This is a genomic window from Neisseria sp. HMSC078C12 (genome assembly GCF_001838065.1).
Lineage (GTDB): Bacteria > Pseudomonadota > Gammaproteobacteria > Burkholderiales > Neisseriaceae > Neisseria.
On sequence record NZ_KV835584.1, the window covers coordinates 127289 to 145531 of the forward strand.

Sequence of the window (18243 nt, forward strand, 5' to 3'; positions counted from 1 at the left end):
TGAGAGGGCAACGAACCGCAAGGTTTGTCAGAAATTTAAATTCCTATCACTCATAATAATGAATCCCCTGAAACTCTCTTGCCACCACGGCTTCTTCAAAAGCCGAATCGCGTTCGGACAGCGGCGTAGGCAGGGTAATCACGTTTTGCACGTTCATGCCCTTAGTGGAAAGCAGCATGATTTCATGGCTCAGGCGTGCGGCTTCGAAGCGGTCGTGCGTTACCAGCATACACGCCATGCCCTGCCGCTCGATTTTTTCCACCAGCATGGCGACCAAAATATCGCGCAAATCGCGGTCCAAACCGACGAACGGCTCGTCCAGCAAGGCAAGGTCGCAGCCGCACAGCAGCAGGCGCAAAAATGCTACCCGTTTCGCCATGCCACCGGACAATTCGGTCGGATATTTGTTCAAATCGCCCGCAGTCAGCCCGACTTTCGCCGCCAGCGCGATGATTTCGCCTTCATCGGGTTTGTCCATAAAAATAGCGATATTCTGCATCGCGGTCAAGTTTCCCGGCAGGCGGTTTTCCTGAAACAGAAAACCCGTTTTGCGGAAAGTATTGCGTATCGTGCCCGATTTTGGCGTTTCCAAGCCCGCAATCAGCCGCAAAACCGTCGTCTTGCCGCAGCCGCTCGGCCCGAACAAGGCTTTCACTTCACCATGTTGCAAGTTCAAACTGAAATCGCGCACGATGGGGTCGCGGAGAATTTCAAAACGCACGTTTTCAAGACAGAGCATCATCTTCTCCACGGCATAAACAAAATTTCCAAAGGCTTGGTAATCAGGTATTCAAACAGCGACACAAACACGATAACCAGCACCACATAAGCCATCACCGTCGAAGTCTCCAACATCGCCCGCGCGTCTGCAATCCGCGCGCCCACGCCTTCGCTCGCGCCCAAGAGTTCCGCCATAATCACCACCTTCACCCCCATCGCCACAGCCACGCCGATGCTGGAAATCACATAGCCCATCAGATGAGGGATATACAGATAACGGATTTTTTTCAGACGGCCTAATTTATAAGCGTCAAACAACTCCTCATGCTGCTTGTTCACGCTCGCCATCCCGACTGCCGCACTCGCAAACGTCAGCGGTGCAACCAATACAATGATGGTAAACAACACGCTCGGATTGCCGAACCCGAACCAAAACAGAGCCATCACCACCCAAATAATCGGCGGCATCGCCAACAAAATCGTAATCACAGGCTTGAGCAACGCCATCGCCGTCTTAAAACTGCCCGCCACCAGCCCTGCCGCCAATCCCGCTACCAGCGCAACCGAAATGCCCACCACAGAACGCCACAGCGAAATCCCGATTTCGTTTTCCTGAAAATATTTCAATAAATCCAAAGATTTTTGAAACACCTCCACCGGCGCAGGCAGCATAAACTCGCCGAACACGGCACTGCCCCACGCCCACAACGCCACCACCACCATTGCCACGCCTAGACCGGCAAAGCCGCTCCAAAGGTAGTCGATGATGTAAAACAGCGCAGGCTGCGGTTTACGGATTTTGTCGGTTTTAATCATGGTTTGTTTTTTTGGTAGTTATGTTTTGGAGAGAATAGGCCGTCTGAAAAATAGAAGATTGAATATTTTCAACTATTCTAAACTTTCAGACGACCTCTTTCCTTTTAAGCTAAGAAAAACCCGTTATCCGGCAGCTTGCCGCCCAAAAGTTTCGGGTTGAACTGCATCAGGATTTCGTAAAACTTCAAAATCTCGTTCTTCACTTCGCTGCCTTTGGTTACCGTCAGCCGCGCGCCGTCCAAGCCCATGACTAGGGCGGGTTCGGGGGCGGGGAGGTAGTTTTTGCCGATTTTCGCCGCGCTTTGGCGGTTGGCCAGTATCCAGTTGAGCGCGTTTTTCAAATCCTGATGGAAGATGTCGAACTGCGCTTTGTGCGCGTGGAAATATTCTTCGTTGGCGATGATGCCCGCCATCGGAATCAGCGGTTTGGTGTCAAATGCCTGTCCCCATGCTTTTACCAAATCAAAACCGCGCACGACGTTTACGCCCATGGTTTTGCCTTTAAGCAGGCTGGCGGTTGCCATCGGTTCGGGCAGAATGGCGGCGTGGTAGTCCTTGCTCAAAAACAGTCCGACTGCTTCTGGCGGCGTGGCAGTGTAAGTGATGCCGACTTTGTGCGCGTCGATTTTCAGTTTTTTCAACAAGGCTTGCAGCACGATGTCGGGCATGTCGTTTTTAAACGGCACAAGGATTTTTTTGCCGACCAAATCCTGTGGCGAGGTAATCGCGCCGCCTTTGCACATCAGCTGCGTGATGCCGTTGGTTAAAATATTGACCATGCCGACTTTCTGCCCTTGGTTGCGCAGGTTTACGCCAACATTGCTCGGGCTCATCATCACTTTAAATTGTCCGCTCGCCACGCCTGCGCGCAGTTGGTCGGGCGAACGCCAGATTTTCAGCGATACATCCGCCTGCTTCGCCAGCTTGCCTTGTAACGCCGCTACGGCAATGGTGACGCTGGGCATTGCCGGCGCGCCGTACACGGTAAATTGTTCTTTACCGGCTGCCAACAATGAAGGCGAAACGCCTGCGGCTGCCAGCGCGGCGGTCATTTTTAAGAAATCGCGTCTTTTCAGTTCCATTTTTTATCTCCTAATTCTTAATAAGCCAATGCAGGCATTCTTTCAGACGGCCTGATTTTAAAAAGCCGCATGCAAACTCAACCAATATGTCCTGCCCGGTGCATACACCACACTGGGCGACAGGGCGAGGACGTGGTCGCCGCTGATGTATTCGGCGTATTTTTTGTTGAACACGTTGTTCACGCCCAAGCGTAAGCCGTATTTGTCTTTGAAGTTTACGCCTGCGTACACGTCGGCAACGGTAAAGCCTTTGGCGGCTTCGCGTTTGTCTATGCCCAAACCGCTTGCCGCGTCAAAATCGCCGCGCGTTTGTTTGGCAACAAAGCGTGTGGCGGCGCCGATGTTGTAGCTGCCGTGGGCAAAGTAATTTTTGTAGTCGGCTTGGACGGCGGCTTCAAACGGACGGATTTGATAGAGCGGCCTGCCGTCGGTTTCATTGTGTCCGTAGTTGTAGGCGGCTTTGATGCCTGCCGCCCAATGCGGATTGAAGTTGTAACGCGCGTAGGCCTGCGCGGTGAATAGGCGTGCATCGACATTGCGTGTGATGATGCCGCCGCCGTTGGATGAAATACCGCTTTGTCCGCGTGCGCGGTCAAAAATAATCAGGTCTTTGACTTTGTCCGCCACAAGTGTGCCGCCCACGTTCCAGCCTGCGCCTGCTAACGAGTTCATGTAGCCGTTGTAGTAGTCGTTACGGCTGTCGGCGGTGAGCTTGATGCGGTTGTGTTTTTCGGTTTTCAGCAGGGGATTGCCTGCGATGGCGGCGGCTGGGTTTTGGTTCATCAGCATGCCGTTCATGCGGTTTTGCACGATGGCGGCAAGCGAGTTGAAGCGTTCGGTGTTGTCGCCGATGCGTTCCAAATGTGCGAAGGAAACGCTGTATTTTTGCGTTTCAGACGGCGTGAAATCGTATTTGAGTTCGCCCGACAAAGCATGGTGGCGAACTTTGCCGTTGAAGTTGTAGCCGTAATGGGTTTTCCAGATTTGTTGCGATGAAGCGAAGGCAAGGTTTCGGTTCATCGGATGGGCAGGCTGCGCCGTATTTTTGCGTACGTCCGCTTCGTTGATTTCGTAGCTTAAGCCCAAGCCCAGTTTGTGTTGGTCGTCAAACTTGTAAGACAGGGTATCGGCGATGCGCCAGCGGTCGAGGTGCACATCGGCGAAACGGTAGCCGTTGAGGAAGTCGCGCATGGCGGTGTGGACGTTGCGCTCGCCGTTTTGGCTGTCGTTGCGGTAGCTGACGGCGGCGTTGTTGTGGAATTTGCCGAAGTCCGCGTCGTATTTGAGCGAGAAGTCGTACACTTTGCGGTCAAGCTCTACAAACATTTGTTGCGGCGTATTGTTTGGGCGCAGGGAGTAATTGTCGGCGTGGCGTTTGAGTTTGATGACGCCTGCTTCCGCGCTGACCGTATTGCTCAAATCGGCATTGCCCCAACGCGCGTTGAGTTTGGCGATGTGGCGTTCGGTATCCAATGCGTCGTTGACGAACTGCGGTTGGCGGTCATCGTTGATGTCGTCGTGTAGGTAGGTAAGGCGGTATTCCTGGTTTTCAGACGGCACGAAACCGAGTACCAAAGCTTGATTGAAACGGCTGTATTTCCAATCGGTCTGATTGCCGTCGCCGTCTTTGTAGCCGTTGGCCTTGGTGTGATTGAGGTTGGCTACGCCGTACACCTTTGCCCCACGCGCTTGCGCGGTAATGGAATTGTAAAAACTTTTGCCGTAAAAACCACTGTTTGCTTTCAATGGACGGAAGGCTTGGTCTATGTTTTCGGTAACAAAGTAATGATCGCTGCGGTCGGTGCGGTCGAATTGGTTTTCGGGGAAATGGCCTTGTGCGGCGGTCGGTGCAATCGGTTTGGGAGGGGAAAAGGTTTTGACAGGCTGGATTTCATCAGGGTCTGCCAAGGTTTCGGCAAAGCCATTTGCGGCGGCAAAACTGCTCATTAACAGGTAAACCAAATGTTTTCGTTTCATCTTCATCTCCTGATAATCATTTTTATTCATTATGCTCTTGGAGAGAAACAAAGTAAAGAAACGATAAGGTATTTATTGTCGATAAACACCTAGCGCAAAATACAAATCGACAAGGAGGAGAATTTTTAGAAAAGGGGAGCGGCGGCGCAGGTTGTATTTAATTCTGCAATCGAGTTTTATCTTCTATTAATATTTCAGGGTAATAAAGCAAAAGGCCGTCTGAAAACCTCTCTCTTTTCAGACGGCCTTTTGCTGGGTATAATAAATTTACGAATCATTATTATTTCTGTTTAAATGTAGGAGAAACGCATGAGTACCCGTACCGAACACGACACCATGGGCAATGTCGAAGTCCCGTCCGAAGCCTATTGGGGCGCGCAGACCCAGCGCAGCCGCAACAATTTCAAAATCGGCGGCGAAACCCTGCCGCAGCCGTTGATTTATGCTTTGGCGCTGGTGAAAAAAGCCGCCGCCGCCACCAATGTCGCCCTCGGCAGGATTAAGCCCGAGCAGGCGGATTTGATTACGCAGGCGGCGGATGATGTGTTGAACGGTAAGCTCGACGGGCAGTTCCCATTGGTAGTGTGGCAGACCGGTTCTGGCACGCAATCCAATATGAACATGAACGAAGTGCTGGCGAACCGCGCCAACGAAATCGCCGGTACGGGTTTGGCAGCGTATCAGCCCGTCCATCCCAACGACCATGTGAACCACGCGCAATCGACCAACGACGCATTCCCGACCGCCATCCACGTCGCCGCCGCGATTGAAATCAACCGCCACCTTATTCCGGCGGTAAAAGCCCTGCGCGATACATTGGACAAAAAAGCCAAAGAATTCGCCCCCATCGCCAAAATCGGCCGCACCCATTTGCAGGATGCGACGCCGCTGACTTTGGGACAAGAATTTTCCGGCTACGTTTCCCAACTCGACCACGGCTTAGGCCGTCTGAACGACGCGCTCAAGGGTTTGTACGAACTTGCCTTGGGCGGCACGGCGGTCGGCACGGGTTTGAACAGCCATCCCGAATACGCCGAAAAAGCCGCCGCCAAACTCGCCGAACTGTCCGGCCTGCCGTTTGTTAGCGCGCCGAACAAATTTGAAGCCTTGGGCGGACGCGATGCCGCCGTTGCCGCTTCGGGCGCATTGAAAACGCTGGCGGCAAGCCTGAACAAAATCGCCAACGACATCCGCTGGCTGGCAAGCGGCCCGCGTTGCGGTTTGGGCGAAATCAAAATCCCTGAAAACGAGCCGGGTTCGTCCATTATGCCAGGCAAAGTCAACCCGACCCAATGCGAAGCGATGACCATGGTGTGCTGCCAAGTGTTCGGCAACGACGTTACCATCGGCATGGCTGGCGCGTCGGGCAATTTCGAGCTGAACGTCTATATGCCCGTTATCGCTTACAACCTCTTGCAATCCATCCGCCTGTTGGGTGATGCGTGCAACAGCTTCAACAAAAACTGCGCCATCGGCATCGAACCCGTGCCGGAAAAAATCGACTATTTCCTGCACCATTCCTTGATGCTGGTTACTGCGTTAAACCGCAAAATCGGCTACGAAAACGCTGCCAAAGTCGCCAAAACCGCCTATAAAAACGATAAATCGTTGCGCGAAACCGCCATCGAATTGGGCTTGTTGACAGGCGAAGAGTTTGACGAATTGGTCGTTCCTGCCGATATGGTTCATCCGCGTTAAGCTTTAATAATGAAACATGCCGTCTGAAAATGTGTTCAGACGGCATGTTTTTATGCTGCGCTTGTCTTTTCTTCGAATAGGGCAAAAATCATTGGCGTCAGATTGATGACCATTAGAAACATTATTGAGCTCAAAAATGTACGCCAGGCGTAATGCCACGCTTCCTTTCTGTCTGCTTGGGGTAGGAGCGATGCAGAATAGCGGTTGTGTAGGGTTTTTGCGGTGTCATTGTTTTCCAAATAGTCCAACGAAAGTACCAATAATTTGCCCGTGTCCTTGTGTTGTAAGAATTTGGCATGTTCAACCCAGATGCCCGGCTTGGCGTGTTCGCATAAAGATTCAATGCCGACGCAAGAGGCTAAGCTGTTTTGGTTGTTTTGCAAAATCGACAGCTCGTTTTTTTCGGCCTGCATGGTGGCGGCGGAGGTTTGATGAAGGTATGCGCTCATGCCGTTGCGCTCTATTGCTTGGAAATCATGGAGCTGGCTGAATCCGCCATTTTCCCAGGCGACGAATAAGGCATAGCATCCGCTGAATAGGCAGATCATAGCCAATTTTAAGACAATGTTTTTCATCCTCGCTCCTTTTTTGAAGATGTCGGCAAAGTCAGGAGGCGTGTTTTCTCGTTTGAAGGTAAGTTTAGGTTTTATCTGTTTTTATTGTGAGGTTGAGTGTAACACAGGTAATCAAAAGGCCGTCTGAAAATTTTCAGACGGCCTTTTGTTATGTGTTTAGATGGGTTTAAGCCAACAATTCACGCCAGCGTTTGACTTGGAAACGGACCTGTTCCGGCGCGGTGCCGCCCAAGTGGTTGCGCGCGTTTAAGCTGCCTTCGGGTGTCAGCACGCTGTACACATCGTCTACAATCAAACCGCTGAAACCTTGCAGGACTTCGAGCGGCAATTCGCTCAAATCAACACCTGCTTCATCGGCATGGCGCACGGCCTGGGCAACAACTTCGTGGCTGTCGCGGAAAGGCATGCCTTTTTTCACCAAGTAATCCGCCAAGTCGGTAGCCGTTGCAAAACCCTGCATTACGGCGGCGCGCATATTGTCGGGTTTGACGGTCACGCCGCGCATCATGTCGGCGTAAATGCGCAGGGTGTCGATAAGCGTGTCGGCAGTGTCAAACAAAGGCTCTTTGTCTTCCTGATTGTCTTTGTTGTATGCCAAAGGCTGCGATTTCATCAGGGTAACCAGGCCGATCAGGTGGCCAATCACGCGGCCGGATTTGCCGCGCACGAGTTCGGGTACGTCGGGATTTTTCTTCTGCGGCATAATGGACGAGCCGGTGCAGAAACGGTCGGCAATATCGATAAAGCCGAAACGCGGGCTCATCCACAAAATCAATTCTTCAGAAAGACGGCTCAGGTGAACCATAATCAGGGAAGCGGCGGCGGTGAACTCAATGGCAAAATCGCGGTCAGATACGGCATCGAGCGAGTTTTGGCAGATTTGCTCAAAGCCCAACAGTTCGGCGGTAATTTCGCGTTGAATCTGGTAGGTGGTACCGGCAAGGGCTGCGGCGCCGAGCGGCATACGGTTGACGCGTTTGCGGCAGTCGGCCATGCGCTCGAAATCGCGGCCGAGCATTTCAACGTAGGCGAGCATGTGATGCCCGAAGCTGACCGGCTGGGCAACTTGCAGGTGGGTAAAGCCGGGCATAACGGTTTCAGCGTTTTGTTCCGCCAAATCAACCAAGGCCGTCTGAAGGTTTTGAATCAGGCTTTGGATAACGGTAATTTGATCGCGCAGCCACAGGCGGATGTCGGTAGCGACTTGGTCGTTGCGGCTGCGGCCGGTGTGCAGGCGTTTGCCGGCATCGCCGATTTTGTCGGTGAGGCGGCGTTCGATGTTCATGTGGACATCTTCCAAATCCAGCGACCAGGAAATCGTTCCTTCCTTGATTTCTGCTATAATCTCGGCCATGCCCTGACGGATGGCGGATAGGTCGTCTTCGCTCAAAACGCCCGACTGTGTCAGCATTTGCGCGTGTGCCAGCGAGCCTTGGATGTCCCATTCTGCCAGTCGTTTGTCAAAATCAATCGAGCCGGTATATTTTTTGACCAGCTCGGAAACAGGTTCGTTAAAACGGCCTGACCAGGTTTTGTCCTTGCTCATATCAGCATCCTTAAAATATAAATAAAAAACAGGGTCTACGTCTTCAATATAGCAGACCCGTCTATACATTATGAAAGAAAACGGTTGAAATCATGTCTATTATACGTCAAATAAACCAGAATTTCGCAGTGCCGGATTTGCGCAATTCCGCAACTCTGGTGCGCCTGCTTATTGTTTTGTTAATCAGTTTGTTTATCTTTCCGTTGATGACGGTATCGGGCGTGCCTTATCCGGAGCAGATTTTCCAACATTTTTCATGGGCTTGCCCCGTCATCCTCTTGATTTTACTCAAGGTCTATTTCTTACAGGCATTTGCGCCGTCCCTGCTTCGCTCGCAGTACAGCGTCGTGGTTTCCTACGTCTCCAACCTGCTGATTTTCTTGTTTGTCGATCTAGTGATTTTGAAGACGGAAATTTGGCCGCTGATTCAACACTTCTTCTTGCTGACCTTTTTTTGTTTCAGTTTCATGTACATCGAAGCCGCCCGCCGCAACAGCCTTGCGCCTTCCATTTCCGAAGCCAGGTTGAGCGCGTTGACGGCGCGTATCCGTCCGCATTTCTTATTTAACAGCCTAAATGCCGCCATCAGCTTAATCCGTCTACGCCCGTATGATGCAGAAACTTTGCTGGAAAATCTGGCCAACCTGTTCCGCGCACAGCTGCGCGACGGCAGTCAAAACAGTACCTTGGGGCAGGAAATCGAATGGGCGCAGGAATATATTGCCATCGAGCAAATCCGCATGGGGCATATGCGCGTACAGGTTATGTGGCAACACCATGCGCCCGACGATGCGGAAACGCCGCATCTGCTGCTGCAGCCGCTTTTGGAAAATGCCGTCTTTCATGGTGTCGAATCCATCCACCGTCCAGGAATAATTACGGTATTAACAAAATTGGAAAAATCCTCTATTTTCATCAGTATCGAGAATCCGTGCGGGACGGAACCTAATGAAAATACCAAGCCGCATAAAGGCAATTCTATGGCCTTACGCAACCTGAAAGAGCGCCTGACTTTGATGTATGACACCGACGCAAAAATCAGAAGCATCCAATCAGACGGCCTGTTCCGCGTTGAAATCATCTTGCCGTACCGTAAAAAATCAGCCGAAGTTTCCCGTTTGTTTGGTTAAAACGCGTAGAAGAGGGCGGCTTGAGATAAATTGGACTATTAATACATTAAATAAAATAGTTTAAATTTATTACATTCAGTAACATAACTGTTCCCATTTTTTGAAAACTGGTCTATGATGCTCAAAAGGATTGTTTACAATCTTTAACTGCAAATCATTTGCAACTGCCCAGAAGAAAAAACAGAAAAAGGAACAAAGAGATGTTAGAAGCCTATCGTAAAGCCGCCGCCGAGCGCGCTGCCCTTGGTATTCCCGCCCTTCCTCTGACTGCTCAGCAAACTGCTGATTTGGTTGAGCTGCTGAAAAATCCACCTGCCGGTGAAGGTGAATTCTTGGTTGAGCTGTTGGCTCACCGCGTACCACCCGGTGTGGACGATGCCGCCAAAGTTAAAGCCTCATTTTTGGCAGCCGTTGCCGAAGGCAGCGCATCCAGCCCGTTGATTTCCCCCGAATATGCGACCGAACTGTTGGGTACCATGCTTGGCGGTTACAACATTCATGCACTCATCGAACTCTTGGACAACGACAAACTTGCGCCTATTGCTGCAAATGGTCTGAAACACACTCTGCTGATGTTCGACTCTTTCCACGATGTTCAAGAAAAAGCCGAAAAAGGCAATAAATACGCGCAAGAAGTATTGCAATCTTGGGCAGATGCCGAATGGTTTACTTCTCGTGCCAAAGTTCCAGAAAAAATCACTGTTACCGTCTTCAAAGTCGACGGTGAAACCAATACAGACGACCTCTCTCCTGCACCTGACGCATGGAGCCGTCCTGATATCCCTCTGCACGCGCTGGCGATGTTGAAAAACCCGCGCGACGGTATCACTCCTGACAAACCGGGCGAAGTCGGTCCGATTAAATTGTTGGAAGAACTCAAAGCCAAAGGTCATCCGGTTGCCTATGTCGGCGATGTGGTCGGTACCGGTTCTTCACGCAAATCTGCGACCAACTCCGTCATTTGGCATACTGGCGAAGACATCCCATTCGTACCGAACAAACGTTTCGGCGGCGTATGCCTGGGTGGCAAAATTGCTCCTATTTTCTTCAATACTCAAGAAGACTCAGGCGCATTGCCGATTGAAGTCGATGTTTCCGCGCTGAAAATGGGCGATGTCGTCGATATCCTGCCTTATGAAGGCAAAATCGTGAAAAACGGCGAAACCGTTGCCGAATTCAGCCTGAAATCCCAAGTATTGCTGGATGAAGTGCAAGCTGGTGGCCGTATCAACCTGATTATCGGTCGCGGTTTGACTGCCAAAGCGCGTGAAGCACTGAAACTGCCTGCCTCTACCGAATTCCGCCTGCCTCAAGCGCCTGCCGAAAGCAAAGCCGGTTTCACCTTGGCTCAAAAAATGGTTGGTCGGGCCTGCGGTTTGCCGGAAGGCAAAGGCGTGCGTCCGGGTACTTACTGCGAACCACGCATGACTACTGTCGGCTCGCAAGATACCACCGGCCCTATGACTCGCGACGAATTGAAAGACCTGGCTTGCTTGGGCTTCTCAGCAGATATGGTGATGCAGTCTTTCTGTCACACCGCCGCTTATCCAAAACCTGTCGATGTGAGAACCCATAAAGAATTGCCTGCTTTCATCTCTACCCGTGGTGGCGTATCCCTTCGTCCAGGCGACGGCGTGATTCACTCATGGCTCAACCGTCTGTTGTTGCCTGATACAGTCGGTACCGGCGGCGATAGCCACACCCGTTTCCCTATCGGTATTTCTTTCCCTGCCGGCTCCGGCTTGGTTGCTTTCGCAGCAGCTACCGGCGTGATGCCGCTCGATATGCCTGAGTCAGTATTGGTACGCTTCAGCGGTAAACTGCAACCGGGCGTAACCCTGCGTGACTTGGTGAACGCCATTCCGCTGTACGCGATTAAACAAGGCCTGCTGACTGTTGCCAAAGCCGGTAAGAAAAACATCTTCTCCGGCCGCATCCTCGAAATCGAAGGCCTGCCTGATTTGAAAGTGGAACAAGCCTTTGAATTGACTGACGCGTCTGCCGAACGCTCCGCCGCAGGCTGTACCGTGAAGCTCAACAAAGAGCCGATTATCGAGTACATGAAATCCAACATCGTGTTGATGAAAAACATGATTGCCGACGGCTATCAAGATCCGCGCACTTTGGAACGCCGCATCAAAGCCATGGAAGCATGGTTGGCAAACCCCGAATTGCTCGAAGCGGATAAAGATGCCGAATACGCTGCCGTGATTGAAATCAACATGGACGACATCAAAGAGCCGATTATCGCCTGCCCGAACGACCCGGACGACGTATGCTTCATGTCCGAACGTTCCGGCACCAAAATCGACGAAGTGTTCATCGGTTCGTGCATGACCAACATCGGCCACTTCCGCGCCGCCTCCAAACTCTTGGAAGGCAAGTCCGACATCCCCGTCCGCCTGTGGATGGCGCCGCCGACCAAAATGGACGCGAAAGAGTTGTCCGACGAAGGCCACTACGGTGTACTCGGCCGTGCAGGCGCGCGTATGGAAATGCCGGGTTGTTCATTATGTATGGGTAACCAAGCCCAAGTACACGAAGGCGCGACCGTCATGTCCACTTCCACCCGCAACTTCCCGAACCGCTTGGGTAAAAACACCTTCGTTTACCTCGGCTCGGCAGAGTTGGCGGCGATTTGCTCCAAACTGGGTAAAATCCCGACCGTTGAAGAGTACCAAGCCAACATCGGCATCATCAACGAACAGGGCGACCAAATCTACCGCTACATGAACTTCAACGAAATCGACAGCTACAACGAAGTAGCCGAGACCGTGAATGTTTAATGTAACAAGGTAAACCGATTTTCAGACGGCCTTAAATAACCAAGGCTGTCTGAAACGGATAAATAAAGGACGTGTTCATCACGTCCTTTTTATTTTAGGTTTAATAAAAGGCCGTCTGAAAGATATATTTCAGACGGCCTTTTAGTACAAAACAGCGTGGTTTATTTTACGCCAAAACCAGGTTGGAGTAGGGCGCAAGGCTGACGCTCGTGACGGCTGCGGCGTGTTCTGCCGGCAATTTTGCCGCAGGCAATACCCGGGTCATTTTTGTCTTCTGTTTTTTTCGAGTTTTTGTCCGACTTGCTCGCATATTCGCTGCGTTTGTTTCTGTCATCGCGGCGGGAGCGGCTGTCGTTGTGTTGATTCTGGTGTGTTTCAGTTTCATCTTGGTTGCCGTTGCCCCACCAATGCGGCTCGAAACCTTCGATGCGTTCCACTTTCAAATCGCTGCCGGTCAGCTCTTTAATGGCTTCAAACATTTTTTGTTCGGTTTTATCCATCAAGGAAATGGCAACGCCATCGGCACCGGCCCGGCCGGTACGTCCGATGCGGTGGACGTAGTCTTCGGGTTGGGTCGGCAACTCGTAGTTGATGACGAAAGGCAACTCGGCAATATCCAGGCCGCGCGCAGCAACATCGGTAGCAACCAAAACGCGTAATGTGCCTTCTTTAAAGGCGTTGAGGGTTTCCAGTCGGCTTTGTTGGGATTTGTCGCCGTGGATGGATTGCGCGGCGATATGGCGGCGGACGAGGTCGCGGGTAACTTGATCGACGCTTTGTTTGGTTTTGCAGAAAACAATAACTTGATTCATATGCAAATCAACAATCAGGCGTTCGAGCAGATTGCGTTTTTTAAGTGCATCAACGGCAATGATGTGTTGCTCGACATTGGCGTTGGTGGTGTTTTGCGCGGCCACCTCGACCATTTCAGGCGTGTGCATAAAATCTTGTGCAAGCTTGCGGATAGGCGGTGAGAAAGTGGCGGAGAAAAGCAGGGTTTGTCGCTGTTTGGGCAACATCTGCATGATTTTGCGGATGTCGTCGATGAAACCCATATCCAGCATACGGTCGGCTTCGTCGAGTACAACGATTTCAACTTTGTTTAAATTGATGTTTTTTTGTTTGACGTGGTCGAGCAGTCGGCCAACCGTAGCAACAACGATTTCGCAACCGGCGCGCAAGTCGGCAGTTTGTTTGTCCATATTGACGCCGCCGAAGAGGACGGTGTGGCGCAAAGGAAGGTTTTTAATGTATGCCTGTACGTTTTGGTCGATTTGATCGGCCAGTTCGCGGGTCGGGGTCAATACCAGCATGCGGACGGGGTGCATGGCCGGGGAAGTGCTGGATGTGGCATAGCGTTTCAGGCGTTCGAGGCTGGGCAGCATAAAGGCGGCGGTTTTTCCTGTGCCGGTTTGGGCGGCAGCTAAAAGGTCGTGTCCGGCCAACGCCTTAGGAATGGCTGCGGCTTGGATGGGCGTAGGGTTTTCATAACCCTGATCGGTCAGGGCAGAGACCAATTCGCTGCCTAAACCGAGTGAAGAGAAAGGATTCATGATAGTGGCTTTCTGTTCAGACGGCCTTTTGCATAATAAGGCCGTCTGAAAAAATCTGATTCTGAAATGGACAAACCGCAGTATTATTTTGATTCTGCGGTTTGAAAAAAATGGGGAGCGGAACAATCCGTCAAGTAGTCCATTATGCCATAAAAAAAGGGACTCCCCAAATGATGGTTGCAGCTAAAATCGTCTAAGTTTTGATATTTTTACAGTTTAAAAACAGAAAAATTTACGGGCCTGCAAGGTTTTGAGTTTATTGAAGATTAAGCATTTGTCTTAACGTCAATAGAATTAATTTATCAAAAACTTACAGGCTAAAATGAAACTAAATTGTACTCACGTACTCAATATTGAGGTGCAGAGCTTGTTTTGTAGCCTGTATCTCCCGTTTAACGGTAAACCATAAAATTAAAATTTAGGAATATACAATTATGAAAACTTTATTGATCGCTCTTGCAACCGGTAGCCTGATGTTGGCAGCTTGTTCTTCTTCCAAACCTGCTGAAGAAGCGGCAGCGCCACGCGTCACTGTTGAAGAAGCAATGACCCAATGCCAACAGGCATCTGGTGAAAATGCTGACCGCGCTGTGTTTGATGCCTGCATGAAAGACAAAGGCTATCAACGTACCGCTGAATCAGCTGCTTCCGAGCCTGCTGCCTCTGAACCGGTAGCAGCGCCTGAGGCTGTTGCTCCTGAAGCTGCCGCATCCGAGCCTGCTGCTAAAGCTGCTCCTGCAAAAAAAGCTGCTAAAAAAGCAAAAAAATAAGCTTCATAAAATTCAAGGAAGTCACTCTCATCAATACTCCGGATGAAGACAGACTTAGAGCAACTTGAAAACAAAGGCTGTCTGAATATGTTTCAGACGGCCTTTGTTTTTCATGTATAAGGCCATCATTAGAAAATATGGTTTTGGTTTTATTAAGAAAATAAAAAAGACGTGTAATGGGTACACGTCTTTTTCGAAGAATAAACCTTATTGCTTGTATTCGCTGCCGTCTTCACGGAAAAGTTTTGGCTGATCGCCTTTTTCCACCACTTCTTTATTGATGACGACTTTGGCTACGTCTTTTAAATCTGGCAGGGCGTACATGGTGTCCAAGAGGCAGCGTTCGACGATAGAGCGCAGGCCGCGCGCACCGGTTTTGCGTTCCATTGCCAGTTTGGCGATGCTGCGCAAGGCGTCTTCTTCAAACTCAAGGCCGACATTTTCCATTTCAAACAAGGTTTGATATTGTTTGACCAAGGCGTTTTTTGGTTCGGTCAAAATGTTGACCAAAGCATCTTCGTCCAATTCTGCCAATGTGGCGATCACGGGCAGACGGCCGATAAGCTCGGGAATCAAACCGAATTTAATCAAGTCTTCAGGCTCAACTGTTTCAAACAGGGCTGAAATATCGGCGTTTTCATCTTTGCTGTGTACCGCCGCACCAAAGCCGATACCGCCTTTTTCAGTACGTTGGCGGATGACTTTTTCCAAGCCGGCAAATGCGCCGCCGCAGATAAAGAGGATGTTGGTGGTATCAACGTTGATGAATTCTTGGTTCGGATGTTTGCGGCCGCCTTGAGGAGGAACGCTGGCTACCGTGCCTTCAATCAGTTTCAGCAGGGCTTGTTGCACACCTTCGCCGGATACGTCGCGCGTGATGGATGGATTGTCGCTTTTGCGTGAAATTTTATCGATTTCATCGATATAAACGATGCCGCGCTGGGCTTTTTCAACGTCAAAATCACATTTGCCCAAAAGTTTGGTGATGATTTGTTCGACGTCTTCACCGACATAACCGGCTTCGGTCAAAGTTGTGGCATCCGCCATGACAAAAGGTACATCCAGTTTGCGCGCCAAAGATTGCGCCAACAGGGTTTTACCTGAGCCGGTCGGGCCGATCAGCAGGATATTGGATTTTGACAGTTCAACCTTGCCGTCTGCTTTTGGATGGCGCAGGCGTTTGTAGTGGTTGTAAACCGATACCGCCAAAGCTTTTTTTGCGTGTTCCTGGCCGATAACGTGGTCGTTGAGGTTGGCAACGATTTCGGCAGGGGTAGGCAGTTTTTTCTCGGCGTTTTCTTCTTTTACTTTGGCAAATTCGTTTTCAATCTCGCCGGATTCGTTATCTTGCAGCATCAGGCCGCAAGTTTCCACGCATTCGTTGCAGATGAAGGCGTGTTCGCCTTCAATCAGATTTTTAACGTCGTTTTCAGACTTTCCGCAGAATGAACAGGTGCGTTTTTCTTCAGACATAATAATTTCTTCGTATGGTTGTATGGAGGCTGTGTTGTAAAGGGGAAACAGATATTTCGGGCGTATTGCCGGATTGAGGGAATGCCTCTGACAAAGGTGCCTAAGTATAATGACTATCTTGTGTTTTTTCAAATCAGAGCAGGTATCGCGCCGTATCGTCTAAGAAACAGATGAGGGCGTGGGATTTGAATATCTCGCAAACAAACGCAAAGTTTTCTCAACTCGCTTTACAATTGCCGAAAAATTTAACAGAATGTTGAATTAAATGTATTTTTTTGAATTGGCAGATATGAAATTCTATAAAACTTTAGGAATGGTATGGACAGGTGTGGCATTGGCCTTTGCTTCTGCGCCTGCCGTTGCCGATGATATGGATGTATTGGGACAATTTTTGGAGCAAAATTTCCCAGTTCAAAATGACCCGATGGAAGCTTTTGCGTTGAGCCATGCCGACCAAGTCGAAGCTCAGGCTGCTTTGGCCGGTCCTCTGCTTTCTTCGCAATCTGCTTTGATTTTCAATAATAAAACCGGTGAAGTGCTGTATCAGAAAAACCCTGATCGTGTCATGCCGATTGCCTCTATTTCCAAATTGATGAGCGCAATGGTGGTTTTGGATGCGCATCTCGATATGAACGAGCCTATCACGATTACCGAGGCTGAAATCGACCGTTTGAAAGGTACGGGCAGCCGTTTGAGCATCGGCACGACGCTGACGCGCGGCGAGTTGTTGCATTTGAGCCTGATGAGCAGTGAAAACCGTGCTACCCATGCATTGGGCCGTACCTATCCGGGCGGTATGAGCGCGTTTGTTGCGGCCATGAATGCCAAAGCGCAAAGCCTGGGTATGACCAGCAGCCGTTTCTATGAGCCTACCGGTTTGAATTTCCAAAACGTTTCCACTGCACGCGATTTGAACCGTATGGTTGCGGCAGCCAGCAAATATCCGTTAATCCGTAAAAATTCAACTTCAAATTACGGCTCGGTGTTGACGGCAAACGGCCGCCAAAACTACAAAAACTCCAACGCCTTAGTGCGTGAGGGCAGCTGGAATATCGAATTGCAGAAAACCGGCTATATCCGTGAAGCTGGACGTTCTATGGTGGTTAAGGCCAATGTACAGAATCAGCCGATTACCATTGTATTGCTTAATTCTCCATCCTCTACAACACGCGTGAACGATGCGCGTAAGATTGAGTCTTGGATGTTGCAGCGCCGTTCTTAAATGTTACGCTTAAAGGCCGTCTGAAACCGTTCAGACGGCCTTTTGTGTAAAGTGTATTAAATTTGGGTACAATGTCGTTACATTAACTTTAAAACACAGAGAGAAAACATGTTGAAAAAATGGAATAAAAAATATTGGGCCGGCATGGGCGTGATTTTGGCTTTGACCGGCTGTACTTCTGTAGCGGATATGGTTGGCTACGATACTGCGACTTTAAATGAAGACGCGGCTAAAAGTTACTCACAAGTCATTCAAAAAGCACGTGGGCAAAAAGCTTTGGATGTTTCATCTCCAACTGCTCAACGCGTTCAACGCGTGTTTGCACGTCTGCGTCCTCATGCTGAGCGCGCCAACAAAACCGGCGTGCCTTTCAACTGGCAGATGAACGTTATCCGCAGTGATGAAATGAACGCATGGGCAATGCCGGGCGGTAAAATGGCCGTGTACACCGGCATAGTAGAAAAATTGAAGCTGACTGATGATGAAATTGCCGCCGTTGTCGGCCATGAAATGACCCATGCTTTGTTGGAACACAGTAAAAAAGCTTTGGGCGGACAAGTATTGACCGGCTTGGGTGGTTCGATTTTGGCCAGCTCAACCGGTGTGGATGGCGATTTGGTCGGCTTGGGTGCAGATTTGTTGGCGACCAAACCGTTCTCACGCCATCAGGAGAGCGAAGCGGATGCCGGCGGTGTGCGTTTGATGGCTGAAGCAGGATACAACCCTGAGGCTGCGGTAAGCGTGTGGGAAAAAATGAACAAAGTACAGGGCGGCAGCTCATTGTCTATTTTGTCGACCCACCCGACCAATCAGGCGCGTATCAATGCAATCCGCAAAATGTTGCCTGAAGTAATGCCGATTTATCAGAAAAACAAACGTTAATGTGATGAACTTA

Annotated in this window: 14 protein-coding genes; 6 read left to right on the forward strand and 8 right to left on the reverse strand. The window is 50.3% G+C overall.

All coding sequences use genetic code 11. From position 1 onward, the window contains the following. Positions 1 to 46: 46 nt before the first annotated feature. From HMPREF2596_RS02215 to HMPREF2596_RS02230, 4 genes are all read right to left on the reverse strand, one after another. Positions 47 to 739: an ATP-binding cassette domain-containing protein gene (locus HMPREF2596_RS02215; protein WP_009310824.1), complete on the reverse strand. Its 693-nt coding sequence runs from the start codon at positions 737 to 739 to the stop codon at positions 47 to 49. After that, complete coding sequence (locus HMPREF2596_RS02220; protein WP_070849363.1) at positions 739 to 1536, reverse strand: ABC transporter permease; 798 nt, start codon at positions 1534 to 1536, stop codon at positions 739 to 741. Before HMPREF2596_RS02220 ends, HMPREF2596_RS02215 begins: the two co-directional genes overlap by 1 nt. Before the next feature lie 104 nt (positions 1537 to 1640). Beyond that, complete coding sequence (locus HMPREF2596_RS02225; RefSeq protein WP_070849366.1) at positions 1641 to 2618, reverse strand: ABC transporter substrate-binding protein; 978 nt, start codon at positions 2616 to 2618, stop codon at positions 1641 to 1643. A gap of 57 nt (positions 2619 to 2675) precedes the next feature. Continuing rightward, complete coding sequence (locus HMPREF2596_RS02230; protein WP_070849370.1) at positions 2676 to 4595, reverse strand: TonB-dependent receptor; 1920 nt, start codon at positions 4593 to 4595, stop codon at positions 2676 to 2678. 309 nt (positions 4596 to 4904) lie between these two features. On the opposite strand from HMPREF2596_RS02230, the gene fumC reads away from it, so the two are divergent. Beyond that, positions 4905 to 6293 carry a class II fumarate hydratase gene (gene fumC / locus HMPREF2596_RS02235; RefSeq protein WP_070849376.1) on the forward strand — a complete coding sequence of 463 codons (1389 nt, stop codon included), beginning with the start codon at positions 4905 to 4907 and terminating at the stop codon, positions 6291 to 6293. Between the two features lie 50 nt (positions 6294 to 6343). Here fumC and HMPREF2596_RS02240 read toward each other — a convergent pair whose 3' ends face one another. Both HMPREF2596_RS02240 and argH read right to left on the reverse strand, forming a co-directional pair. Further along, positions 6344 to 6868: a hypothetical protein gene (locus HMPREF2596_RS02240; protein WP_070849379.1), complete on the reverse strand. Its 525-nt coding sequence runs from the start codon at positions 6866 to 6868 to the stop codon at positions 6344 to 6346. A gap of 166 nt (positions 6869 to 7034) precedes the next feature. Then, on the reverse strand, positions 7035 to 8414 hold the full coding sequence (argH, locus tag HMPREF2596_RS02245) for an argininosuccinate lyase (RefSeq protein WP_070849382.1): 1380 nt from the start codon (positions 8412 to 8414) through the stop codon (positions 7035 to 7037). A 92-nt stretch (positions 8415 to 8506) separates the two neighbouring features. Here argH and HMPREF2596_RS02250 point away from each other — a divergent pair, with 92 nt between their 5' ends. Further along, positions 8507 to 9544 (forward strand): sensor histidine kinase, encoded by a 1038-nt coding sequence (locus tag HMPREF2596_RS02250; protein ID WP_070583547.1) that lies wholly within the window; start codon positions 8507 to 8509, stop codon positions 9542 to 9544. A gap of 200 nt (positions 9545 to 9744) precedes the next feature. After that, on the forward strand, positions 9745 to 12330 hold the full coding sequence (acnB, locus tag HMPREF2596_RS02255) for a bifunctional aconitate hydratase 2/2-methylisocitrate dehydratase (protein ID WP_070849384.1): 2586 nt from the start codon (positions 9745 to 9747) through the stop codon (positions 12328 to 12330). 161 nt (positions 12331 to 12491) lie between these two features. Here acnB and HMPREF2596_RS02260 read toward each other — a convergent pair whose 3' ends face one another. Next, positions 12492 to 13886 carry a DEAD/DEAH box helicase gene (locus tag HMPREF2596_RS02260; RefSeq protein ID WP_114139652.1) on the reverse strand — a complete coding sequence of 465 codons (1395 nt, stop codon included), beginning with the start codon at positions 13884 to 13886 and terminating at the stop codon, positions 12492 to 12494. 431 nt (positions 13887 to 14317) lie between these two features. Here HMPREF2596_RS02260 and HMPREF2596_RS02265 point away from each other — a divergent pair, with 431 nt between their 5' ends. Then, on the forward strand, positions 14318 to 14653 hold the full coding sequence (locus tag HMPREF2596_RS02265) for a hypothetical protein (RefSeq protein WP_036491675.1): 336 nt from the start codon (positions 14318 to 14320) through the stop codon (positions 14651 to 14653). A gap of 207 nt (positions 14654 to 14860) precedes the next feature. Here HMPREF2596_RS02265 and clpX read toward each other — a convergent pair whose 3' ends face one another. Further along, a complete protein-coding gene (gene clpX / locus HMPREF2596_RS02270) occupies positions 14861 to 16126 on the reverse strand; it encodes an ATP-dependent Clp protease ATP-binding subunit ClpX (protein ID WP_070849390.1) in 1266 nt (421 codons plus the stop codon). A 289-nt stretch (positions 16127 to 16415) separates the two neighbouring features. Here clpX and HMPREF2596_RS02275 point away from each other — a divergent pair, with 289 nt between their 5' ends. Further along, complete coding sequence (locus HMPREF2596_RS02275) at positions 16416 to 17348, forward strand: serine hydrolase (protein ID WP_188211458.1); 933 nt, start codon at positions 16416 to 16418, stop codon at positions 17346 to 17348. Positions 17349 to 17456: 108 nt separating this feature from the next. Then, positions 17457 to 18230, forward strand: a complete 774-nt coding sequence (locus HMPREF2596_RS02280) for a M48 family metallopeptidase (RefSeq protein ID WP_070849393.1) — start codon at positions 17457 to 17459, stop codon at positions 18228 to 18230. Positions 18231 to 18243 lie beyond the last annotated feature (13 nt).